The sequence below is a fragment of the Citrobacter sp. RHBSTW-00887 genome, from assembly GCF_013728095.1.
GTDB classification, from domain to species: Bacteria; Pseudomonadota; Gammaproteobacteria; order Enterobacterales; family Enterobacteriaceae; genus Citrobacter; species Citrobacter braakii.
Genome location: NZ_CP056267.1, coordinates 2,493,806 through 2,516,217, shown reverse-complemented (window position 1 = coordinate 2,516,217; position 22,412 = coordinate 2,493,806). Strand labels below are relative to the sequence as shown.

22 protein-coding genes are annotated in these 22,412 nt (G+C 49.4%); 7 read left to right on the top strand and 15 right to left on the bottom strand.

Annotated features, from left to right (window positions below):
* Positions 1-12: 12 nt before the first annotated feature.
* Positions 13-729 carry a TonB system transport protein TonB gene (tonB, locus tag HV314_RS11980; RefSeq protein WP_016156660.1) on the bottom strand — a complete coding sequence of 239 codons (717 nt, stop codon included), beginning with the start codon at positions 727-729 and terminating at the stop codon, positions 13-15.
* 224 nt (positions 730-953) lie between these two features.
* On the opposite strand from tonB, the gene HV314_RS11975 reads away from it, so the two are divergent.
* The gene (locus tag HV314_RS11975) at positions 954-1,250 is read left to right on the top strand and encodes a YciI family protein (RefSeq protein ID WP_003020675.1); all 297 of its coding nucleotides are present in this window, start codon (positions 954-956) and stop codon (positions 1,248-1,250) included.
* Between the two features lie 51 nt (positions 1,251-1,301).
* Here HV314_RS11975 and HV314_RS11970 read toward each other — a convergent pair whose 3' ends face one another.
* Positions 1,302-1,475 (bottom strand): YciY family protein, encoded by a 174-nt coding sequence (locus HV314_RS11970; protein WP_016153268.1) that lies wholly within the window; start codon positions 1,473-1,475, stop codon positions 1,302-1,304.
* A 142-nt stretch (positions 1,476-1,617) separates the two neighbouring features.
* Between HV314_RS11970 and cls the strand changes: the two genes are divergently transcribed.
* Together cls and HV314_RS11960 are read left to right on the top strand one after the other, a co-directional pair.
* A complete protein-coding gene (gene cls / locus HV314_RS11965; RefSeq protein ID WP_016156727.1) occupies positions 1,618-3,078 on the top strand; it encodes a cardiolipin synthase in 1,461 nt (486 codons plus the stop codon).
* A gap of 34 nt (positions 3,079-3,112) precedes the next feature.
* Positions 3,113-3,442, top strand: a complete 330-nt coding sequence (locus tag HV314_RS11960) for an HI1450 family dsDNA-mimic protein (protein ID WP_003020691.1) — start codon at positions 3,113-3,115, stop codon at positions 3,440-3,442.
* A 36-nt stretch (positions 3,443-3,478) separates the two neighbouring features.
* Here HV314_RS11960 and HV314_RS11955 read toward each other — a convergent pair whose 3' ends face one another.
* The 7 genes from HV314_RS11955 to ychE form a co-directional block, all read right to left on the bottom strand.
* Complete coding sequence (locus HV314_RS11955) at positions 3,479-4,315, bottom strand: ion transporter (protein ID WP_016156728.1); 837 nt, start codon at positions 4,313-4,315, stop codon at positions 3,479-3,481.
* A gap of 46 nt (positions 4,316-4,361) precedes the next feature.
* Positions 4,362-5,366 carry a murein tripeptide/oligopeptide ABC transporter ATP-binding protein OppF gene (oppF, locus tag HV314_RS11950; RefSeq protein WP_016156729.1) on the bottom strand — a complete coding sequence of 335 codons (1,005 nt, stop codon included), beginning with the start codon at positions 5,364-5,366 and terminating at the stop codon, positions 4,362-4,364.
* Positions 5,363-6,376: a murein tripeptide/oligopeptide ABC transporter ATP-binding protein OppD gene (gene oppD, locus HV314_RS11945; protein ID WP_003833364.1), complete on the bottom strand. Its 1,014-nt coding sequence runs from the start codon at positions 6,374-6,376 to the stop codon at positions 5,363-5,365. The genes oppF and oppD overlap by 4 nt, the downstream gene beginning before the upstream one ends.
* 11 nt (positions 6,377-6,387) lie before the next feature.
* The gene (gene oppC, locus HV314_RS11940; RefSeq protein ID WP_003020701.1) at positions 6,388-7,296 is read right to left on the bottom strand and encodes an oligopeptide ABC transporter permease OppC; all 909 of its coding nucleotides are present in this window, start codon (positions 7,294-7,296) and stop codon (positions 6,388-6,390) included.
* Positions 7,297-7,310: 14 nt separating this feature from the next.
* Entirely contained in the window at positions 7,311-8,231 is a 921-nt protein-coding gene (gene oppB, locus HV314_RS11935; RefSeq protein ID WP_003020708.1) for an oligopeptide ABC transporter permease OppB, read from the bottom strand.
* 120 nt (positions 8,232-8,351) lie between these two features.
* The gene (gene oppA, locus HV314_RS11930) at positions 8,352-9,983 is read right to left on the bottom strand and encodes an oligopeptide ABC transporter substrate-binding protein OppA (RefSeq protein WP_016153271.1); all 1,632 of its coding nucleotides are present in this window, start codon (positions 9,981-9,983) and stop codon (positions 8,352-8,354) included.
* Positions 9,984-10,755: 772 nt separating this feature from the next.
* The gene (gene ychE, locus HV314_RS11925; RefSeq protein ID WP_003020714.1) at positions 10,756-11,403 is read right to left on the bottom strand and encodes an NAAT family transporter YchE; all 648 of its coding nucleotides are present in this window, start codon (positions 11,401-11,403) and stop codon (positions 10,756-10,758) included.
* A 486-nt stretch (positions 11,404-11,889) separates the two neighbouring features.
* Between ychE and adhE the strand changes: the two genes are divergently transcribed.
* Positions 11,890-14,568: a bifunctional acetaldehyde-CoA/alcohol dehydrogenase gene (gene adhE / locus HV314_RS11920; RefSeq protein ID WP_016153272.1), complete on the top strand. Its 2,679-nt coding sequence runs from the start codon at positions 11,890-11,892 to the stop codon at positions 14,566-14,568.
* A gap of 236 nt (positions 14,569-14,804) precedes the next feature.
* Here the strand turns inward: adhE and tdk are convergent, their stop codons facing one another.
* From tdk to HV314_RS11910, 3 genes are all read right to left on the bottom strand, one after another.
* The gene (gene tdk, locus HV314_RS11915) at positions 14,805-15,422 is read right to left on the bottom strand and encodes a thymidine kinase (protein WP_019076935.1); all 618 of its coding nucleotides are present in this window, start codon (positions 15,420-15,422) and stop codon (positions 14,805-14,807) included.
* A gap of 123 nt (positions 15,423-15,545) precedes the next feature.
* Positions 15,546-15,749 (bottom strand): hypothetical protein, encoded by a 204-nt coding sequence (locus tag HV314_RS27365; protein WP_326928848.1) that lies wholly within the window; start codon positions 15,747-15,749, stop codon positions 15,546-15,548.
* Positions 15,731-16,711, bottom strand: a complete 981-nt coding sequence (locus HV314_RS11910; RefSeq protein WP_000019441.1) for an IS5-like element ISKpn26 family transposase — start codon at positions 16,709-16,711, stop codon at positions 15,731-15,733. Before HV314_RS11910 ends, HV314_RS27365 begins: the two co-directional genes overlap by 19 nt.
* Before the next feature lie 534 nt (positions 16,712-17,245).
* Here HV314_RS11910 and hns point away from each other — a divergent pair.
* Positions 17,246-17,659 (top strand): histone-like nucleoid-structuring protein H-NS, encoded by a 414-nt coding sequence (hns, locus tag HV314_RS11905; RefSeq protein ID WP_003020723.1) that lies wholly within the window; start codon positions 17,246-17,248, stop codon positions 17,657-17,659.
* 137 nt (positions 17,660-17,796) lie between these two features.
* Here the strand turns inward: hns and galU are convergent, their stop codons facing one another.
* From galU to rssA, 3 genes are all read right to left on the bottom strand, one after another.
* Positions 17,797-18,705, bottom strand: coding sequence for a UTP--glucose-1-phosphate uridylyltransferase GalU (galU, locus tag HV314_RS11900; protein ID WP_016153274.1), 909 nt, complete (start codon positions 18,703-18,705; stop codon positions 17,797-17,799).
* A 204-nt stretch (positions 18,706-18,909) separates the two neighbouring features.
* A complete protein-coding gene (gene rssB / locus HV314_RS11895) occupies positions 18,910-19,923 on the bottom strand; it encodes a two-component system response regulator RssB (RefSeq protein ID WP_016153275.1) in 1,014 nt (337 codons plus the stop codon).
* 90 nt (positions 19,924-20,013) lie between these two features.
* On the bottom strand, positions 20,014-20,925 hold the full coding sequence (rssA, locus tag HV314_RS11890) for a patatin-like phospholipase RssA (RefSeq protein WP_016156731.1): 912 nt from the start codon (positions 20,923-20,925) through the stop codon (positions 20,014-20,016).
* Between the two features lie 111 nt (positions 20,926-21,036).
* On the opposite strand from rssA, the gene HV314_RS11885 reads away from it, so the two are divergent.
* The gene (locus HV314_RS11885; protein ID WP_181548049.1) at positions 21,037-21,492 is read left to right on the top strand and encodes a YchJ family protein; all 456 of its coding nucleotides are present in this window, start codon (positions 21,037-21,039) and stop codon (positions 21,490-21,492) included.
* A 55-nt stretch (positions 21,493-21,547) separates the two neighbouring features.
* Positions 21,548-22,390: a formyltetrahydrofolate deformylase gene (purU, locus tag HV314_RS11880; protein ID WP_016153278.1), complete on the top strand. Its 843-nt coding sequence runs from the start codon at positions 21,548-21,550 to the stop codon at positions 22,388-22,390.
* The last annotated feature ends 22 nt before the right edge of the window (positions 22,391-22,412 follow it).

Genomic DNA, 22,412 nt, shown 5'->3' with positions numbered 1-22,412 from the left:
CCGGCCTGATGCTTACTCGATCTGTGTTGTGCCGTTCAGGCGGAAAACAATATTCACCACCAGCCCGGAACCAGGCTTACCGGCTTCATAACGCCATCTGCGCATCGCATTTTTCACTTCACGCTCAAACATATTCGCAGGCTGTGCGGACAGAACTTCCACATTTTCAACCCGGCCATCCGAGGTCACGTCAAATTTGACCTTCACACGGCCTTCAATGCGCAACGCCTGTGCACGTGCCGGATATTGAGGCTGATTACGACTTAAGGCTCGCGGACCCGATGGAGCACTCACCGCCGGTTTAGTGGTTGCCGGAGCGGTACTGGTTGTTGGACGCGCAGGCGCCGTATTTTCAAACGGGGACGTCGGACGCGGCTCTGCTGGTTTAACATCACGCTTCGGCTGCTCTTCCACCTTTTTCACCGGTTTTGGCTTCGGTTTAGGTTTGGGCTTCGGTTTCTCAATCACTACCGGCGCTTCTTTTGGCGGTTCGGGGATCGGTTCTGGCTCCGGTTCAGGCTCGACGACAGGTTCCGGCGGCGGCTGAACGGCCTGAGGCGGTTCAAGATCGGCAGGCGCAACCATCGTAACGGAGATCGGCTGCGCTGGCGCAGGCAGTTCAATAACCTGATGTACCGAGGTATACAGCAAACCTGCCACTACAGCACCATGAATGCCGACAGAAAGTAACGTAGGCCAGGGAAAGCGACGAGGTAAATCAAGGGTCATTGAAGTCATAATCGTTTCAGTAAAAAAACCAGGCCCTGATTTTAAATGCAAATAGCAATCATATTCAATAAGACCGTGAAGCTAACTGGCATTTAAAACGCGATTTTATGATAAAAAACCATTTTCAAAGTATGCCCTTAACATATTAGTTATCTTTCCGTTGCAGTTACCAGGCCTTTCCAATAACGTAAATATGACCTTTTACCGTTCAAGGAGCTCTACCCGTGCTGTACGTTATTTACGCTCAAGATATCGCAGACTCTCTCGAAAAACGTCTTTCCGTACGCCCTGCTCATCTGGCTCGTCTGCAACTCCTTCATGACGAAGGCCGTTTGCTCACGGCGGGTCCTATGCCAGCGGTTGACAGTAACGATCCGGGCGCCGCAGGCTTTACCGGCTCAACGGTGATCGCAGAATTTGAATCTTTAGAAGCCGCGCAGGCGTGGGCGGAAGCCGATCCCTACGTGGCGGCAGGTGTTTACGCGCAGGTTTCAGTAAAACCGTACAAAAAAGTATTTTAAAAACAAAACGAAAAGCAGACATTGGGCACCGCCAGCGGTGCCCTTTTGAGATCAGATGTTGTGGATCGCAAACAGCAACGAGTTACGTTGATGGTTGAGAATACACTTTCTGATGGTATGGATACGCATATTACGGCGCGATTGTCCTTCAAGCCAACGTGCTTTACGGCGGCTAGCCTGACGCAGCATCCGCCAGCGTCCCACTTCCGTTCTACTACGCTTCATGTTTACTACTCTTTCAGTCACTGAACGGCCATTATAACGCCACACCGAATGCAGACCAGTGGTTTTCCCGTGTTTTTATTTGCCAGATTAATCCTGATGCGTAAACTCTTAACAATACGCTTTCAAAAGGATTTTTAAATTTATGACAACCTTCTACACCGTGGTGAGTTGGCTGGTCATTCTGGGTTACTGGGTACTCATTGCTGGCGTAACATTACGCATTCTAATGAAACGACGCGCAGTGCCCTCCGCAATGGCCTGGCTTTTGATCATCTATATTCTGCCATTGGTAGGGATCATTGCTTATCTGTCCTTCGGTGAGCTCCACCTTGGTAAACGTCGCGCCGAACGCGCCCGGGCAATGTGGCCGTCAACGGCCAAGTGGCTGAACGATCTAAAAGCCTGTAAGCATATTTTTGCGCAGGAAAACAGCAGCGTCGCGTCATCCTTATTTAAGCTGTGCGAGCGTCGTCAGGGAATCGCTGGCGTTAAAGGGAATCAACTGCAGTTGCTCACCAGTTCAGAGGACGTGATGCAGGCATTGATCCGTGATATTCAACTGGCGCGTCACAACATCGAGATGGTGTTCTACATCTGGCAACCGGGCGGTATGGCCGATCAGGTCGCTGAGTCATTAATGGCTGCCGCAAGGCGTGGAATTCACTGCCGCCTGATGCTGGACTCCGCGGGTAGCGTGGCGTTCTTTCGCAGCCCATGGGCGGCGATGATGCGTAACGCGGGTATCGAGGTTGTTGAAGCGCTGAAAGTAAACCTGATGCGTGTATTTTTACGCCGTATGGACCTGCGTCAGCACCGCAAAATGATCATGATCGATAACTATATTGCTTATACCGGCAGCATGAACATGGTCGATCCCCGTTTCTTCAAACAAGATGCAGGCGTCGGGCAATGGGTGGATTTGATGGCGAGAATGGAAGGCCCGGTAGCCACCGCTATGGGCATTGTCTATTCCTGCGACTGGGAAATTGAGACCGGCAAGCGCATTCTGCCCCCGCCGCCAGACGTCAATATCATGCCGTTTGAGCAGGCCAGCGGCCACACCATTCACACAATCGCTTCGGGACCTGGTTTCCCTGAAGATTTGATTCATCAGGCGCTGTTAACCGCAGCTTATTCGGCGCGTGAATATTTAATTATGACCACGCCCTACTTCGTTCCCAGCGACGATCTGCTGCACGCGATCTGTACAGCGGCGCAGCGCGGGGTCGACGTCAGTATTATTCTTCCACGCAAGAATGATTCCCTGCTGGTTGGCTGGGCAAGCCGGGCCTTTTTCACTGAGTTGCTGGCGGCTGGCGTTAAAATCTATCAGTTCGAAGGTGGCTTACTGCACACCAAGAGCGTACTGGTCGATGGCGAGCTGAGTCTGGTCGGTACCGTTAACCTGGATATGCGCAGTCTGTGGCTCAATTTTGAAATCACGCTGGTCATTGATGATGCCGGATTCGGTGGCGATCTCGCGGCAGTACAGGATGATTATATTTCGCGTTCTCGTCTGCTTGATGCCCGTTTGTGGGTAAAACGACCACTCTGGCAGCGGATCGCTGAGCGACTGTTTTACTTCTTTAGTCCGTTGCTGTAAAACGTGCCCATCAGACAGTAAACAGGTAGTCATTATGGATATGGATTTGAACAATCGCCTGACTGAAGACGAAACGCTTGAGCAGGCTTACGATATTTTTCTTGAACTGGCTGCGGACAACCTGGATCCAGCCGACATCATTCTGTTCAATTTACAGTTTGAAGAGCGCGGTGGTGCCGAGTTATTCGACCCGGCAGAAGACTGGCAGGAGCATGTTGATTTTGACCTGAACCCTGACTTCTTTGCTGAAGTGGTGATTGGTCTGGCAGATACAGAAGACGGCGAGATTAACGATATTTTTGCGCGCGTTTTATTATGTCGCGAAAAAGATCACAAACTCTGCCATATTCTTTGGCGCGAGTAACAAACAAAAAAGCTGCTCTCGCAGCTTTTTTCATTTTTATCCCGGCAGTTTACTTCCGCAGCGGTTACAAAACTGCGCACTATGTTCATGCTGCGCCTGCTGACACTGCGGGCATCTACGCTGATATCCTCGCTGTTGGAACGCACTGCTCATGTGTGTGGTTATCAATCCGGTCGGTATCGCAATCACAGAGTATCCAATCAGGATAAGCACTGACGCCACCATGCGTCCCAACGGCGTGTGCGGTGTAATGTCACCGTAGCCGACGGTGGTGACCGTAACAATTGCCCAATACACAGACGCATTCAGCGTAGTAAAGCCATATTTGGGCCCTTCTATCAGATACATCATCGCGCCGAAAACAACCATCAGAATGGCAATAAAGGAATAGAACAACATCAGTTGATGACGGGCGCTTTTTAACGCATTCCAGAACACTCGCAGAGAAGGCATAAAACGCAGCAGCTTGAGAATACGCAAGACGCGCAGGACACGCATCGCTCGCCAGGCGAAGACATAGCTCAGACTTATTTCAGGCCATAGCCACATCACGTACAGCGGTAGAATGGTGGCCAGATCGATAATCCCCCAGAAGCTAAACACATATTTAGCGGGATTGGCCCAGCTGCATAAGCGAAGAAAATATTCGAGGGTAAAGACCAGAGTAATAAAGACCTCCAGCCAGACAAAAATGCGCCATTCCTCGAAGGTTAAATGGTATTGCGTCCCGACGCCGGACTCAATGAAGATAACAATAACGCTGAGCAAGGCGAACAGTGCGCACATACCTTCAAAGCGACGCCCTGAACGGGTGTTTAAATCAAATAATTTGCGATAGAGCGCGCGGCGGACAGAAGAGACTAAACCTGACACATATACCTCACCAAAAAGAAGGGCTGACCTTTGTCAGCCCTCTGGATTATAGCGGGTCTACTTTCAGGCAGGAAACTGCGTGACGGAAACTTCCTTCGAGAACCGGGCGGGTTTTTGCGCATTCCGGTCCGGCAATCGGGCAGCGCGTACGGAACACGCAGCCGGAAGGAGGATTAATCGGCGACGGCAATTCGCCTTCCAGCAACTGGATAACCTTGTTCCTTTCCTGATCCGGGTCGGGAATCGGCACTGCAGACATCAACGCTTTGGTATAAGGGTGCAGCGGATTATGGTACACCTCATCATAAGTCCCTAATTCCACCGCGTGTCCGAGATACATGACCAGCACGCGATCGGAGATATGTTTCACCACCGCCAGGTCGTGAGCAATGAAGATTAACGATAATCCCATTTCACGCTGGAGCTGTTGTAACAGGTTCACCACCTGGGCCTGAATGGATACGTCCAGCGCCGAAACCGGTTCATCGCAAATAATCAGCTTCGGCTCGAGGATCAGCGCCCGGGCAATACCAATACGCTGACACTGACCGCCAGAAAACTCATGCGGGTAGCGGTTAATCAGATTTGGCAGCAACCCCACCTTCATCATCATCGCCTTCACACGGTCGCGGACTTCCTGACCAGACAGGTTCGGATGATAAGTCCGCAGCGGTTCGGCAATGATTTCACCGATGGTCATGCGCGGGTTCAGTGATGCCAGAGGATCCTGGAAAATCATCTGAATATCGCTACGCACTTCCCTCCACTCATCGGGTTTCATGCCCAACAAATCTTTACCCAGCCAGGCGACTTTTCCATCGGTGGCTTTCACCAGGCCAATAATCGCACGGGCAAAAGTCGATTTCCCACAGCCTGATTCGCCGACCACGCCCAGGGTTTCACCTTCATACAGTCGCAGAGTCACGCCATCAACCGCTTTCAGGGTTTTAGACGGCTGCCAGAACCACTGCTTGCCGTCTTTAATGTCGAAATGGACTTTAAGATCGGCAATTTCAAGGAGCACTTTTCGTTGTTCGGTGACCGCATTCATACCAGTTCCTCCACCGGTTTAAAGCAGGCGCGCAGGCGGCCCGGACTAAACTCTTCCAGTGGCGGAGCACTGCTACAGATTTCCATCGCATGCGGGCAACGCGGCTGGAATGGACAACCTTTTGGTAGACGCAACAGGTTCGGCGGGTTGCCCGGAATAGTCAGCATCTCTTCCCCTTCGGCATCCAGACGAGGTACGGCATTCAGCAACCCAATCGAATACGGATGAACGGGCTTATAAAAGACATCCCGCGCACTGCCATATTCCATGGTACGTCCGGCGTACATCACCAAAACTTTATCGCAAATACCGGCCACTACTCCCAGATCGTGGGTGATCATGATAATCGCAGTGTTGAATTCGCTTTTCAGTTCATTCAGCAGGGTCATGATTTGCGCCTGTACCGTAACATCGAGCGCGGTAGTCGGCTCATCGGCTATCAGTAATTTAGGCCTGCACAACAGCGCCATGGCGATCATTACGCGCTGACGCATCCCGCCGGAGAATTCATGCGGATACATTTTCATACGCTTACGCGCTTCCGGCATTTTCACCGCATCCAGCATTCTTACCGATTCTTCAAAGGCTTCCGCTTTGCTCATGCCTTTATGCAGCATGAGAACTTCCATCAACTGCTCGCCGACTCGCATGTACGGATTGAGAGAGGTCATCGGGTCCTGGAAAATCATCGAGATTTGCTCGGCGCGCAGTTTGTTCAACTCACGTTCAGGTAAATTCAGAATTTCACGTCCGTTGAAGGTTGCGGAACCTCCGATACGGCCATTTGCCGCCAGCAGGCCCATCAGGGCAAAGGCCGTTTGCGATTTCCCTGAACCGGATTCCCCAACAATACCCAGCGTTTCTCCAGCTCGCAGAGAAAAGTTTAAATCGTTTACCGCAGTCACATCGCCGTCGGGGGTGGCAAACGTCACGCGCAGATCTTTAACGTTCAGCAGTGCGTTAGCCTGTTGTTGCGCGAGCGGCGCGGTTGAGGTTTCAATTACGCTCATGGCTGCACTCCTTAACGGTCTTTCGGGTCGAGGGCATCACGCAGGCCATCGCCAATAAAGTTAAAACAGAACAAAGTGACCACCAGGAATCCTGCCGGGAACAGCAGCAGCCATGGTGAGACTTCCATCGAGTTGGCACCATCACTCAGCAACGCCCCCCAGCTACTTAACGGCTCCTGCGTCCCTAATCCCAAAAAGCTCAGGAAGGATTCAAACAGGATCATGCTGGGCACCAGCAACGAAGCGTACACCACCACCACGCCCAGCACGTTCGGCACAATATGACGGATAACGATGCGCACGGTAGATACCCCACCCACTTGCGCTGCTTCAATAAACTCTTTGCGCTTGAGACTCAGCGTTTGTCCACGCACGATACGCGCCATATCCAGCCAGGATACCATCCCAATAGCGACAAAAATCAGCAGGATATTTTGCCCAAAGAAAGTGACCAGCAGAATCACGAAGAACATGAACGGGAAGGAGTTGAGGATTTCCAGCAGACGCATCATCACGGAGTCGATTTTACCGCCGAGGTAGCCCGACAGAGAACCGTATAGCGTGCCGACAACTACCGCGACCAACGCCGCGGCAATGCCGACCATCAGCGAGATGCGACCGCCAATCGCCACACGAACCAGCAGGTCTCGACCTGACGAGTCGGTGCCGAAATAGTGTCCAGATTCCGTATCCGGCGCACTGGACATCATGCCCCAGTCGGTATCGAAGTAGGTAAACTGCGACAGCATCGGCGCCAGCGTCACAAACAGCGCAATAATCACCAGCACTACCAGGCTTGCTACCGCCGCGCGGTTATGCATAAAGCGTCGACGCGCGTCCTGCCACAGACTGCGGCCCTCGACCTCCAGCTTTTCACTGAAATTTTCCAGCGCTTCGCTGTTTTTCTTACTTAACATCATAGCGAGCTCCAGTATCAGTAACGAATTTTCGGGTCGATAACGGCATACAGCACGTCAACAATCGCGTTAAACACGATGGTCAGCGTCCCTACCAGTATGGTGAGGCTCAGGACCAGCGAATAGTCGCGGTTTAACGCGCCATTGACGAACAGCTGGCCAATGCCCGGCAAACCATAGATGGTTTCAATAACCATCGAACCGGTGATAATGCCGACAAATGCTGGTCCCATATAGGACAGCACGGGCAACAGCGCAGGTTTTAACGCATGGCGGAAAATAATCCGCCGCATCGGCAACCCTTTAGCGCGCGCGGTACGAATAAAGTTAGAGTGCAGCACTTCAATCATCGAACCGCGGGTAATACGGGCGATACTGGCGATATAAGCCAGTGACAAGGCCACCATCGGCAGGATCATAAATTTCAACGCCCCGCCATTCCAGCCGCCTCCGGGCAGCCATTTCAAGGTTATGGCAAATATCATGACCAATAAGGGAGCGACCACGAAACTGGGGATAACCACCCCGGTCATTGCCACCCCCATCACCGTGTAGTCCCAACGCGTATTTTGTTTCAGCGCGGCTATCACCCCAGCGCTAACGCCAACGAGGACCGCCAGAATAAAGGCCGCAGCTCCCAGCTTCGCAGAAACCGGAAAGCTCGAGGCCACGAGGTCGTTTACCGTATAGTCTTTATATTTAAAAGATGGCCCAAAATCGCCATGCGCCAGCTGCTTGAGGTAGCTGAAGTACTGCGTCGAGATAGGATCGTTAAGATGATATTTCGCTTCGATATTAGCCAGTACCTCTGGCGGTAACGCGCGTTCCCCGGTGAATGGGCTTCCCGGCGCAAGGCGCATCATAAAGAATGAAATCGTAATAAGTATAAACAGCGTCGGAATCGCTTCCAGACAGCGACGTAATATAAATTTTAACATTGCCCGTACCTTCTGGCGTGTGCCTTTACACCTCTTCTACCCCGACGTTCAGGTAAAGCGGTGTTAATAGTTCGAAGAAAAAGACACTGTGGGGCAAAATGATTGCCCCACGTCTTGCCATTAATGCTTGATAATATACAAGTCTTTAACGTGGATATTATCCATCGGGTCTTTACCGGAGTATCCGCCAACCCATGGTTTCACCAGGCGGGCGTTAACATAGTAATAAACCGGTACAATCGCAGAATCTTTATCCAGCTGCTGTTCCGCTTTCGAATACAGTTCGCTGCGCTGCGCTTCATCAGTCACTTTCAGCGTATCCGCAATCAGCTTATCAAACGCCGGGCTCTTATAGTGGACGGTGTTGTTGGAGCTGTCAGACAGCACCATATTCAGGAAGGATGTTGGTTCGTTGTAATCCGCACACCAGCCCGCACGCGAAACATCATAGTTACCCTGATGGCGCGTATCGAGGAATGTTTTCCATTCCTGGTTTTCCAGCTTCACGTTGGCGCCCAGATTTTTCTTCCAGATAGATGCCGCAGCGATGGCCAGCTTTTTATGCAGATCTGAGGTGTTATACAGCAGGTCAAAGGTCAACGGTTTTTCAGCGGTATACCCGGCTTCAGCCAGCAGTTTTTTCGCTTCTTCATTACGTTTTTCCTGAGACCATTTGAACCACTCTGGTTCAACCAGTTTCGCGCCATCGGTGTAAGGAGGGGTAAAGCTATACGCCGGCAGGTCCCCCTGGTTTTTAACTTTGTTGACGATAATGTCACGATCCAACGCCAGTTTCAGGGCGGTACGAACACGAACATCGTTGAACGGTGCTTTCTGGTTGTTGATTTCGTAATAATAGGTGCACAGATACGGGTCAACGTGAACTTCGTTCGGGATCTCTTTTTTCAGTTTCTGGAATAACTCGATCGGCATGTTGTTATAGGTCATGTCAATTTCGCCGCTGCGATAGCGGTTAACGTCAGTCACTTCAGAAGAAATTGGCAGGTAGGTAACCTGGTTAATAACCGTTTTGGCGTTGTCCCAGTAGTTGGTGTTACGCTCAAGTACAATGCGCTCGTTGACCACCCAGTCTTTCAGCTTATAGGCGCCGTTGGTGACGATGTTAGCGGGCTGGGTCCATTTCTCACCGTATTTTTCAACCGCTGCTTTAGGAACCGGAGAAACGGATGAGTGCACAAGCAATTTGTAGAAATAAGGAACCGGCTCGCTCAGGGTGACTTCAAATGTATGATCGTCGAGAGCTTTGACACCGAGATCGGTGATCGGCTTTTTGCCGGCGATAATATCGTCAATATTGACAATGTGACCGTACTGTAAATAACTGGCGTACGGTGACGCGGTATTTGGATTAGCCAGGCGTTGCCAGCTATACACGAAATCTTGCGCGGTAACAGGCGTGCCGTCAGACCATTTAGCGTCTTTACGCAGATGGAATGTCCACACCTTAAAGTCTTTATTTTCCCACTTTTCAGCCACGCCAGGCGATGGTTTGCCATCGACATCGCTGATTAATAAACCTTCAAACAGGTCACGGTTGATATTGGATTCAGGTACACCTTCGATTTTATGTGGATCGAGTGACTGAACTTCCGAACCGTTATTACGCACCAGAGTCTGCTTTTCAGCAAGCTGCACACCTGCTGGCACAACTGCCGCCGTAGCAACATTCCCAGCGATTAGCGCAGTTAGGATCCCCGCAGCTACTAAACTTTTTTTAGTGATGTTAGTCATTGTGTTTGTACTCCCTCATTATTATGGCTGGTTTTTTAACCAGACTGTTAATCCTGTCAGGATCCCTGTACGGCACCGGAGATTTTCTGCCGTCAGGTAGTTTCTTGTTTTACTGCTTGCTATCACCGACTTTATTTATTTCTGGCGATTCGTATGACCGCCTTGCGTCGATTATCTACGTGCCTCCCCTGCCGGAAACACGTTATTACCCTGTTGAGAGAAACTAATTGAAAATGATTCTCATCAACGTGAATTCTTCTGCATAATACCTGGCCGGAAAGTATCAAATGCGTTTCTTAACCGCCAATACATTTTACAAATTTGTTAACCAATTCTCTTTTATTGGAAATAAATCTCACTAAAAAAGTCTTACGAATGAAAGATCACGACAATAAAACGATGAAAATCAATATATTGCATAACGCGCAGTGTTAACTCCCCAGTCCTGTGTCAACACCACGCCAAAATGCACATAAATTTAACAATTGGTTATTAATTAGCACATTCATCTAAAAAAAACGCTGAAATAACTAATAACATTTCGATAATCCTTCAGCAAGCCCCAGAGTATGATGTTAATAAAATAACAGTGACATCGGGATCCCTCTGGTGGACCATTGAGTGTTATATCCATAAAATCAATGAATAAATTAATGAATAACCATCAGATATTTTTATATTTCTATGCTGATTTTCAACTTTAGTGAGAAGTTTTACTAATAACGAATGGAAACGGAGCCAAAAGAGGCTCCGTTGATGCCGAAGAGGAATATCAGGCAAGTAAACCGGGGAAAATGGACTTGATTCCAGTCACAATGAATTCGATCCCTAAGGCCATTAACAACAACCCCATAATACGCGTAATGACGTTGATACCGGTTTGGCCCAGCAGCCGTACCAGCCACGGTGCCATGCGAAAAAGTCCCCAACAGCACAGGGCAAACAACGCAATCGCCACAAAAAAACCAAACAGGTTAATCGCACTGTGATAGCGCGTACCCCAAACAATAGTTGAGCTTATCGCCCCTGGCCCCGCCATCAGCGGCAATGCCAGCGGCACTACGCCGATACTTTCGCGGATTGCTGTTTCTGATTTTTCCTGTTTGTTTTGCTTATCTTCGCCCAGTTTTCCGCTAATCATGGACATTGCGATAGTCACCACCAGAATGCCGCCGGCAATCCTGAACGAATCTATCGAGATACCGAAGAGCTGCAGAATACCGTCACCAAGGAACAGCGAAGTCCACAGGATGATGGCAACCGACAGGTTTGCCGTAAGGTTGGTTTTATTTCGCGCAGCAGCCGTTTGATAGCTGGTCATACTGATAAAGACAGGGATGATCCCGACCGGGTTAACCAATGCGAATAACCCAATGAAAAATTTAAAATAGACAGGAAAATCAAATAGCGTTTGGATCACGGTTAGCTCCGAAGCGTTAGCCGGATAAAATGAGTCATAAAAATTGATAAAATCCGCGCTGAAGATACGCCTTTTGTCAGCATACTTCACCTTCTATCTGTGTATATCTACGTAAATACACTTCTAATACTTAGTGTTATTAATATGTATTAAATATGCTAATGTTAATAGCATTCACCCCACCAATTCATTAACACTTACCGATAAACGCTAAAAGGGCCTGCTGAAAGGTGTCAGCTTTGCGAAATTTTGATCCAGATCACGCAATTACTACTCAGAAGTGAGTAATCTGCTTACACCACCTGGAGGTAGCGCGTTAGAATTAAGTGGCGCTAGCGTATAAGCTCTTTTAGTAAATCAAGGTAAAGTGGACGTTAATTAACCGTTTGATTTTCAAAACGTTACACAAATTTTCGTCGATCTGTCTATACTCTCGTATCGAGCAGATGATTTACTAAAAAAGTTTAACATTATCAGGAGAGCATTATGGCTGTTACTAATGTCGCTGAACTTAACGCACTTGTAGAGCGCGTAAAAAAAGCCCAGCGTGAATATGCCAGTTTCACTCAAGAACAGGTTGACAAAATCTTCCGTGCCGCCGCTCTGGCTGCCGCAGACGCTCGAATCCCTCTCGCGAAAATGGCCGTTGCCGAATCTGGCATGGGCATCGTCGAAGATAAAGTGATTAAAAACCACTTTGCTTCCGAATACATTTATAACGCATATAAAGACGAAAAAACCTGTGGTGTGCTGGCTGAAGACCACACTTTCGGTACCATTACCATCGCTGAACCGATTGGTATCATCTGCGGTATCGTTCCAACCACTAACCCGACTTCTACTGCAATCTTCAAATCACTGATCAGCCTGAAGACGCGTAACGCCATCATCTTCTCTCCGCATCCGCGTGCTAAAGATGCCACTAACAAAGCGGCTGATATCGTTCTGCAGGCAGCAATTGCTGCTGGCGCACCGAAAGATCTGATCGGCTGGATCGATCAACCTTCCGTAGAACTGTCAAACGCGCTGATGCACCACCCGGACATCAACCTGATCCTTGCGACCGGTGGTCCAGGCATGGTTAAAGCAGCATACAGCTCCGGTAAACCGGCAATCGGTGTAGGCGCAGGTAACACCCCTGTGGTTATCGATGAAACCGCTGATATCAAGCGTGCTGTTGCATCTGTTCTGATGTCTAAAACCTTCGATAACGGCGTAATTTGTGCTTCTGAACAGTCCGTTGTTGTCGTTGACTCTGTATACGACGCAGTACGTGAGCGTTTCGCGACTCACGGCGGCTACATGCTGCAAGGCAAAGAGCTGAAAGCCGTTCAGGACGTTATCCTGAAAAATGGCGCGCTGAACGCGGCTATCGTTGGTCAGCCGGCATACAAAATTGCTGAACTGGCAGGCTTCTCCGTACCAGAAACCACTAAGATTCTGATCGGTGAAGTGACAGTTGTTGACGAAAGCGAACCGTTCGCTCACGAAAAATTGTCTCCGACGCTGGCAATGTACCGTGCGAAAGACTTCGAAGACGCCGTTATTAAAGCTGAAAAACTGGTTGCGATGGGCGGTATCGGTCATACCTCTTGCCTGTACACCGACCAGGACAACCAGCCTGAACGTGTTGCATACTTTGGTCAGATGATGAAAACCGCACGTATCCTGATTAACACCCCAGCTTCTCAGGGTGGTATCGGTGACCTGTACAACTTTAAACTCGCGCCTTCCCTGACTCTGGGTTGTGGTTCCTGGGGTGGTAACTCCATCTCTGAAAACGTTGGTCCTAAGCACCTGATCAACAAGAAAACCGTTGCTAAGCGAGCTGAAAACATGTTGTGGCACAAACTTCCGAAATCTATCTACTTCCGTCGTGGCTCTCTGCCAATCGCACTGGATGAAGTGATTACCGATGGTCACAAACGTGCTCTGATCGTGACCGACCGCTTCCTGTTTAACAATGGCTATGCTGACCAGATCACCTCCGTGCTGAAAGCTGCTGGCGTTGAAACCGAAGTGTTCTTTGAAGTGGAAGCTGACCCAACTCTGACCGTTGTACGCAAAGGTGCTGAGCTGGCTAACTCCTTTAAACCAGACGTGATCATCGCGCTGGGTGGCGGTTCCCCGATGGATGCCGCGAAAATCATGTGGGTTATGTACGAACACCCAGAAACCCACTTCGAAGAACTGGCACTGCGCTTTATGGACATCCGTAAACGTATCTACAAGTTCCCGAAAATGGGCGTAAAAGCCAAGATGGTTGCCGTCACCACCACTTCTGGTACCGGTTCTGAAGTTACTCCGTTTGCGGTTGTTACTGACGATGCAACTGGTCAGAAATATCCGCTGGCAGACTATGCGCTGACTCCGGACATGGCTATTGTTGACGCCAACCTGGTGATGGATATGCCTAAGTCCCTGTGTGCGTTCGGTGGCCTGGATGCCGTCACTCACGCTCTGGAAGCTTACGTATCCGTGCTGGCTTCTGAGTTCTCCGACGGTCAGGCTCTGCAAGCGCTGAAACTGCTGAAAGAAAACCTGCCAGCGTCCTACCACGAAGGTTCTAAGAACCCGGTAGCGCGTGAGCGTGTACACAGTGCAGCAACCATCGCCGGTATTGCGTTTGCTAACGCCTTCTTGGGTGTATGTCACTCAATGGCGCACAAGCTGGGTTCTCAGTTCCACATTCCTCACGGTCTGGCGAACGCCCTGCTGATCAGCAACGTTATTCGTTATAACGCGAACGACAACCCGACTAAACAGACTGCATTCAGCCAGTACGACCGTCCGCAGGCTCGTCGTCGCTACGCTGAAATCGCAGACCATCTGGGTCTGAGCGCACCGGGCGACCGTACTGCTGCAAAAATCCAGAAACTGCTGGGCTGGCTGGACGAAATCAAAGCTGAACTGGGTATTCCTAAGTCTATCCGTGAAGCTGGTGTTCAGGAAGCTGACTTCCTGGCACACGTGGACAAACTGTCTGAAGATGCGTTTGATGACCAGTGTACTGGTGCTAACCCGCGTTACCCGCTGATTTCTGAACTGAAACAGATCCTGATGGATACCTACTACGGTCGTGAATACAGCGAAGATCAAACCGCCGTTAAGACTGAAGCAGTAGCTGCTCCGAAAGCTGAGAAGAAAGCGAAGAAATCCGCTTAATTCATCCAGATAAGTTTTAGTTTCACCATAAACGGTCCCGAATTGGGGCCGTTTTTTTACATCTTACGTTATCAGAATCGATACATGACCAATTCAGCGACGTTTAAAGGGTGAACCTGTAAAAGGATGCTTAGGAGGATGCGAGAATAGCGTCAGGAGAGTGTCTGACAGGGTAGCGAACATTAGCGAATGTCGCAGCCTACCCTGTGCTAATAAGCGCCCAGAAGCGCGTAGAGTTAGTCGTGGTTGTGTCGTTCTTGTATCGCCGTCAGAGAGCCCTCAGACTGTGCTTGCTTATAATGTTTACGGCATACCGATACATAGCGTTCGTTCCCGCCAATCACCACCTGTTCGCCCTCGTTATAAGGTCGTCCTGCCTGATCAAGACGCAACACCATGCTGGCCTTACGCCCACAGAAACAAATGGTTTTTAATTCAACCAGTTTATCTGACCACGCCAACAGGTATTCGCTGCCGCCAAATAACTCACCACGAAAATCGGTACGCAAGCCGTAGCACAACACGGGAATATCCAGCTGATCGACAACTTCAGATAATTCATAAACCTGCTGTCGAGTCAGAAACTGCGACTCATCAACCAGTACACAGTGAATTCTTTGCTGCTCATTCTCAGCCCGAATCTCTTCGAACAATGATGAATTTTGGTTAAACAATTTTGCAGGTGACGACAGACCTATACGTGAACTTACTTTTCCAGCACCAAAGCGGTCATCAATTTCCGCTGTATATACCACGGCACGCATCCCACGTTCCTGATAATTGTACGAAGATTGCAGCAATGCAGTCGACTTACCGGCATTCATTGCAGAATAGTAAAAATATAGCTGTGCCATTGACCGTAGGCCCTCACCCGGGGAAATAAATATGGGCAGGATTGTACCATATTTCACGAACGTGTCGGTGTAGCGTTGCCTGCATAGGCGTATAAATAGGCGTACAGACTCGCTCAGTGTCGCCTAAATAACCGATCCTTTAAGTGACATGGGAGCGCTAGGGAAGGTGCGAATAAGCAGGTCATTTCTTCCCAAGCTGACTCGCTGATTAAAATTTCGCGGATCTGGGCCGATTTTTTTCCCGCAAACACATCGAATCAGCCTATTTAGGCTATTTTTTCCACCATTTCTGGCGTTATTTCCGGTTTTTACTGAGATCTCTCCCACTGACGTATCATTTGGTCCACCCGAAACAGGTTGGCCAGGGTGAATAACATCGCCAGTTGGTTATCGTTTTTCAGCAGCCCCTTGTATCTGGCTTTCACGAAGCCGAACTGCCGCTTGATGATGCGAAACGGGTGCTCCACCTTGGCACGGATGCTGGCTTTCATGTATTCGATGTTGATGGCCGTTTTGTTCTTGCGCGGATGCTGCTTCAAGGTTTTTACCTTGCCGGGACGCTCGGCGATCAGCCAGTCCACATCCACCTCGGCCAGCTCCTCGCGCTGTGGCGCTCCTTGGTAGCCGGCATCGGCTGAGACAAATTGCTCCTCTCCATGAAGCAGATTACCCAGCTGATTGAGGTCATGCTCGTTGGCCGCGGTGGTGACTAGGCTGTGGGTCAGGCCACTCTTGGCATCGACACCAATGTGGGCCTTCATGCCAAAGTGCCACTGATTGCCTTTCTTGGTCTGATGCATCTCCGGATCGCGTTGCTGCTCTTTGTTCTTGGTAGAGCTGGGTGCCTCAATGATGGTGGCATCCACCAAAGTGCCTTGGGTCATCATGACGCCTGCTTCGGCCAGCCAGCGATTGATGGTCTTGAACAATTGACGGGCCAGTTGATGCTGCTCGAGCAGGTGGCGGAAATTCATGATGGTGGTGCGATCCGGCAGGGCGCTATCCAGGGATAATCGGGCAAACAGGCGCATGGAGGCGATTTCGTACAGGGCATCTTCCATGGCACCGTCGCTCAGGTTGTACCAATGCTGCATGCAGTGAATACGCAGCATGGTCTCCAGCGGATAGGGCCGTCGGCCATTGCCCGCCTTGGGATAAAACGGCTCGATGACAGCGGTCATATTCTGCCATGGCAGAATCTGCTCCATGCGGGAGAGGAAAATCTCTTTTCGGGTCTGACGGCGCTTAGTGCTGAATTCACTATCGGCGAAGGTGAGTTGATGGCTCATGATGTCCCTCTGGGATGCGCTCCGGATGAATATGATGATCTCATATCAGGAACTTGTTCGCACCTTCCCTAGTACACTCCAGTCATAGCCCAGGTAGCCTGAAACTCGATGGGTATATACACACTCTTTCACAAATAGTGCTCATGAAATTTATCCATACCTCTTATCTTCTTACGGCAATAAAGAAACCCTTCCCTTATTGTTATTGAATCTACCCACTGTCGCCATGTATTAGAGAATTCATGTAAGCAAAACTAATACAAAAGGTTGAAATCACTGCAAAGAGATACTATTTGTACACCATAAAATGTGACCTGAATCTTGAATTTTTACTCTCAGCCGCTGAGAAGCCCCCTCACCAATAAGCCTTTTTTATGCCCAACGTCGCGGTGAATTTAAGACAGATGAATTAATTCTGATACTAAATAAAGCGCAATTTTGAATTCCTTACATTCCTGGCTATTGCACAACTGAATTTATCGCTCTATTATTAGCTCAACAAACCACCCCCAATATAAGTTTGAGATTACTACAATGAGCGAAGCACTTAAAATTCTGAACAACATCCGTACTCTTCGTGCGCAGGCAAGAGAATGTACTCTGGAAACGCTTGAAGAAATGCTGGAAAAATTAGAAGTTGTTGTTAGCGAGCGCCGTGAAGAAGAAAGCGCTGCAGCTGCTGAAGTTGAAGAACGTACTCGTAAACTGCAACAATATCGTGAAATGCTGATCGCTGACGGCATTGACCCGAACGAACTGCTGAATAGCATGGCTGCTGTTAAATCTGGCACCAAAGCTAAACGCGCTGCACGTCCGGCTAAATATAGCTATGTTGACGAAAACGGTGAAACTAAAACCTGGACTGGTCAGGGTCGTACACCGGCAGTGATCAAAAAAGCGATGGAAGAACAAGGTAAGCAACTGGACGATTTCTTAATCAAAGAATAATTCAGAAATAGTTTGCTTAAAATCCCGCCAGTGGCGGGATTTTTTTTACCTGTACTTCGCACAGTCCCTACCCAGTTCAGGTATAAAAAAACGGTGCTGGATTAACAGCACCGTTCAGACCTGATAATACCAGCAGGTTACTTCTTAATACCCATCTCATCTTCCAGCCAGGCTTTAAATTCAGCGCCGAGAGTATTATGGCGAATACCATATTCAACGAACGCCTGCATATAGCCAAGCTTATTACCACAGTCATGGCTTTTGCCCTTCATGTGATAAGCTTCAACCGTTTCTTTTTCAATCAGCATATCGATAGCATCAGTCAGCTGAATTTCGTCACCGGCTCCCGGAGGCGTTTTTGCCAGCAGAGGCCAGATATCCGCGCTAAGGACGTAACGCCCCACGACGGCCAGATTAGATGGCGCCACATTCGCTTTCGGCTTTTCAACAACGCCAACCATCGGTACGCTTTCGCCTGGCGCTAATTCAACGCCTTTACAATCAACAACACCATAAGCGGTAACATCTTCTACCGGCTCAACCATAATCTGGCTGCTGCCTGTTTCATCGAAACGATGAATCATTTCGGCAAGGTTGTCGCGTGATAAATCAGATTCGTATTCGTCAAGAATGACGTCCGGCAAGATAACCGCAACGGGCTCATCGCCAACCACCGGGTGCGCGCACAATACCGCGTGGCCCAGACCTTTGGCCAGTCCCTGACGCACCTGCATAATAGTGACATGTGGCGGACAAATAGATTGCACTTCTTCCAGAAGCTGGCGTTTTACACGTTTTTCCAGCATAGCTTCAAGTTCAAAGCTGGTATCGAAGTGGTTTTCAATCGAATTTTTAGACGAGTGAGTTACAAGTACAATTTCAGTGATGCCCGCAGCAATACATTCGTTTACGACGTACTGAATTAATGGCTTATCAACCAACGGTAGCATCTCTTTCGGGATTGCTTTCGTAGCCGGTAACATCCTGGTTCCTAATCCCGCAACCGGGATAACGGCCTTTTTGACTTTTGAATTAAGGGCAGCCATTTAAAACTCTCCTGGACTGTTCATGTATTGAACGTGTTCATCAATCTGTATCGCATCCAAGTATATCAGTACCGCGACAAGCTTCTGGTCTGAAAAGGACGCGCGTCGGTATAATTAAGATAAATACGAATAAATCTGGCGCTGATAGTAGCACTCACAGCATGAGGGGAGTGAGTCAATTTCATTCTCACGCCACTCGGTTGTTCATTCTGCAGACAACATCAGGCGTAGCCGACCACCGGCCCCCCAAATTTGGCATTGCCAGGATTCGCAACGTTGGCTCAGTTGATTAAGATACGCATTCCCTAAGGTTCCCAACGGAACGCCATTGCTGATTTGTACATTGTGTGAACCTGTATTTAATGTCGCATTCAGCCCTGCTGATACCAGAATCAGGTTTTTTAATCCGCTGTGGTAATAACCCACCAGCAAAGGGAATTGTCCGGGCAAATTAGCCTGGCGCAATAAATGGTTAACCTGTTTCAATAACGCACCGAGCTCCGGCAATCGTTGATTTTGATGCGCGAGCTGTTCCTGCAGCAAACCGTTAAATAGCGCCCGCAGTAACAATGCTGCCAGAACGCCATTATCCCCTGCCCGCGTCACATCCAGACAATAAAACGCAAGGTCATGGTCCGATAGCGGTGCAATATCCAGTACCAGCCCCGGCTGATCGGCAGCCACCAATTGACGATAGTTGATCCGACATCGTGAAATAACTTGCGACACAGGAGGCTGTAATTCTTGCAACAGCTTCGCTGCAGCGGCGGGATCACCAACCATCGCATCCCAGTCGCGAAACAGCCGCTCTTCTTCTTCCACGCGTGAATTAAACATATTCGGATACAGACACGCAAAGACGGTTTCGCGCAGGCGGTTCAGGTCTTTTACCGGCTTTAGCAGCACATCATCCACACCCAATCGCAGTGCTTTGGCTATATCAGACATGTTTTCCGTCGCTGATATCACCAGGATGGGGGTCTGATCGCCACGATTACGCAGATACTCTACTAGCTTAAGGCCGTTCATTCGTGGCATAGCCAGGTCGCAGATAATCAGGTCGGGGTTAAAGTGCCCGAGTAATTCAAGTGCTTCAAGTCCATCGCCAGCTACCGCCGTTGTCGCTCCCAAAGAGGAAAACCATGAGTCCATGAGTGAGCGAAATACCGGCTCATCCTCAACGATAAGAATCTGTTTTCCGACCAATGGCTGCGTCATATTCTCCCCCCTGACTGGCTTTAGTAAATAGTGGCATGCTATTGCTACTCACGCCTGTCAGAATTTGCTTAAGTGTTGATAAAAAATGCGTTAGATGTTGGTTTTCACCAGGGGTAGAAGCTCATCCATTTTCTTCTCGACCGCCAGTTGTCCAGCAGCAATTGCTGCGCTGGCGCGGTGAAAATCCAGCGTGGATATTTGCGGACAAAACGGCTGAATCAGGATGTCTGGCGGGTCACCGGCCATGCGGTTACGTTTCAGACGGTTTTCCAGAACCTGAATAGAAGTCGTCATGATCTCCATCGCCGTCGGCGCGGTTACCGCACGCCTGGCCGTTATGTTGCTCAAGCGCTCTTTCAGTCGGGCACGCCATGAAAGCGCGTCGACATCATCACCCGTTTCGGCATCACTGCTGACGTTAAAGGAGAGTAAATCTTGCTGCATAAGATGCGCATCGTGTTGCAGATCGACGGCAATAACGATATCAGCGCCCAGCGCGCGAGTTAAGGATACAGGAACGGGATTCACCACCGCGCCATCGACCAGCCAGTAACCATTATGCGCTACAGGGGACATCAGACCAGGAATACTGCAGGAGGCCCGAACAGCCAGGTGCAAATCACCTTCCGTGAACCAGAGCTCCCGACCCGTACTCAGATTAGTAGCCACAGTTGCGAAACGGCGAGTGCATTGCTCAATTGCTTCTACCGGCATGACATTACGGTACTGATTGAATACTCGTTCACCACGCAGTAAACCGCCCCTGCGCCACGAGAGATCCATCAGACGTAAGACATCCCAATAGCTGAAAGAACAAACCCATTGTTCGAGAGCAGGTAACTTATTGCATGCGTAGGCTGCACCAACCAGCGAACCAATGGAGCACCCTGCCACAATATCAACATCAATGCCCATATGCTTTAGGGCTTTAATAACGCCAATATGCGACCAACCTCGCGCCGCGCCGGAACCTAGCGCCAGCCCAATTTTTATTTTTCTCATTGTACGTACAAACTTCCCCTGGCTTGCAGACGTAGCAACATCGCTACCGCTCAGTTAACATAGTGCTACCCTAGCGTTTTTACGCCGTTTTTTTATTCCAGGGAGTACTTTGTGTCTCAGCTTTGTCCCTGTGGTAGCGCTGTCGAGTATAGCCTATGTTGCTACCGTTATGTGTCCGGCGCGCAAGTAGCACCTACGCCGTCACATCTCATGCGTTCTCGTTACTGTGCTTTTGTGATGAAAGACGCAGATTACCTTATCAAGACCTGGCATCCGAACTGTCATGCAGCCGAGTTTCGCGACGACATTATCGCAGGATTTAGCCACACTGAATGGCTCGGGCTGACCGTTTTTGAACAACAAGCGGCAGACACAGAAAATATCGGCTATGTCAGCTTTGTTGCGCGATTTTCTGAACAAGGTAAAACAGGTGCAATTATCGAGCGCTCTCGTTTTTTAAAAGAAAACGGTCAATGGTACTATATAGACGGTACACGCCCTCAAATTGGACGAAACGATACCTGCCCTTGTGGCTCCGGTAAAAAATTTAAAAAGTGCTGCGGCTAATCAACGCCCGACAGTATCAATTTTGCAAACATTCTCAACAGGATCACCGCTGCAAATGCATTCATTACAACGAAAAGTGCTGCGTACTATTTGCCCGGACCAAAAAGGTCTGATCGCGCGCATTACGAATATCTGTTACAAGCATGAACTGAACATCGTGCAGAACAATGAGTTCGTGGACCACCGGACCGGGCGCTTTTTTATGCGTACCGAACTGGAGGGTATTTTTAACGACGTTACGCTGCTTGCCGATCTGGATAGTGCCCTACCAGATGGCTCCATTCGTGAATTAACACCAGCAGGACGCCGCCGTATCGTCATTTTGGTCACCAAGGAAGCACATTGTCTGGGTGATCTGTTAATGAAGGCCAATTATGGCGGGCTGGATGTTGAAATCGCTGCTGTGATCGGCAACCACGAGACGCTGCGACCTTTGGTTGAACGGTTTGATATCCCATTTGAGCTGGTCAGCCACGAAGGTTTAACGCGTGACGAACATGACCTGAAAATGGCCGACGCTATCGACGCGCACCAACCTGACTATGTCGTGCTGGCAAAATACATGCGCGTTCTGACGCCAACATTTGTTTCACGCTTCCCGAATAAGATTATCAATATTCACCATTCATTCCTGCCAGCGTTTATTGGCGCTCGCCCTTACCATCAGGCTTATGAGCGCGGCGTGAAGATCATCGGTGCGACAGCCCACTACGTGAATGATAACCTCGATGAAGGCCCAATCATTATGCAGGACGTAATTCATGTGGATCACACCTACACCGCGGAAGACATGATGCGTGCGGGTCGCGACGTTGAGAAAAATGTATTAAGCCGCGCGCTGTATCAGGTTCTGGCTCAACGCGTCTTTGTTTACGGTAACCGAACGATTATTCTGTAATCGATTGATAATTGAATTGGTT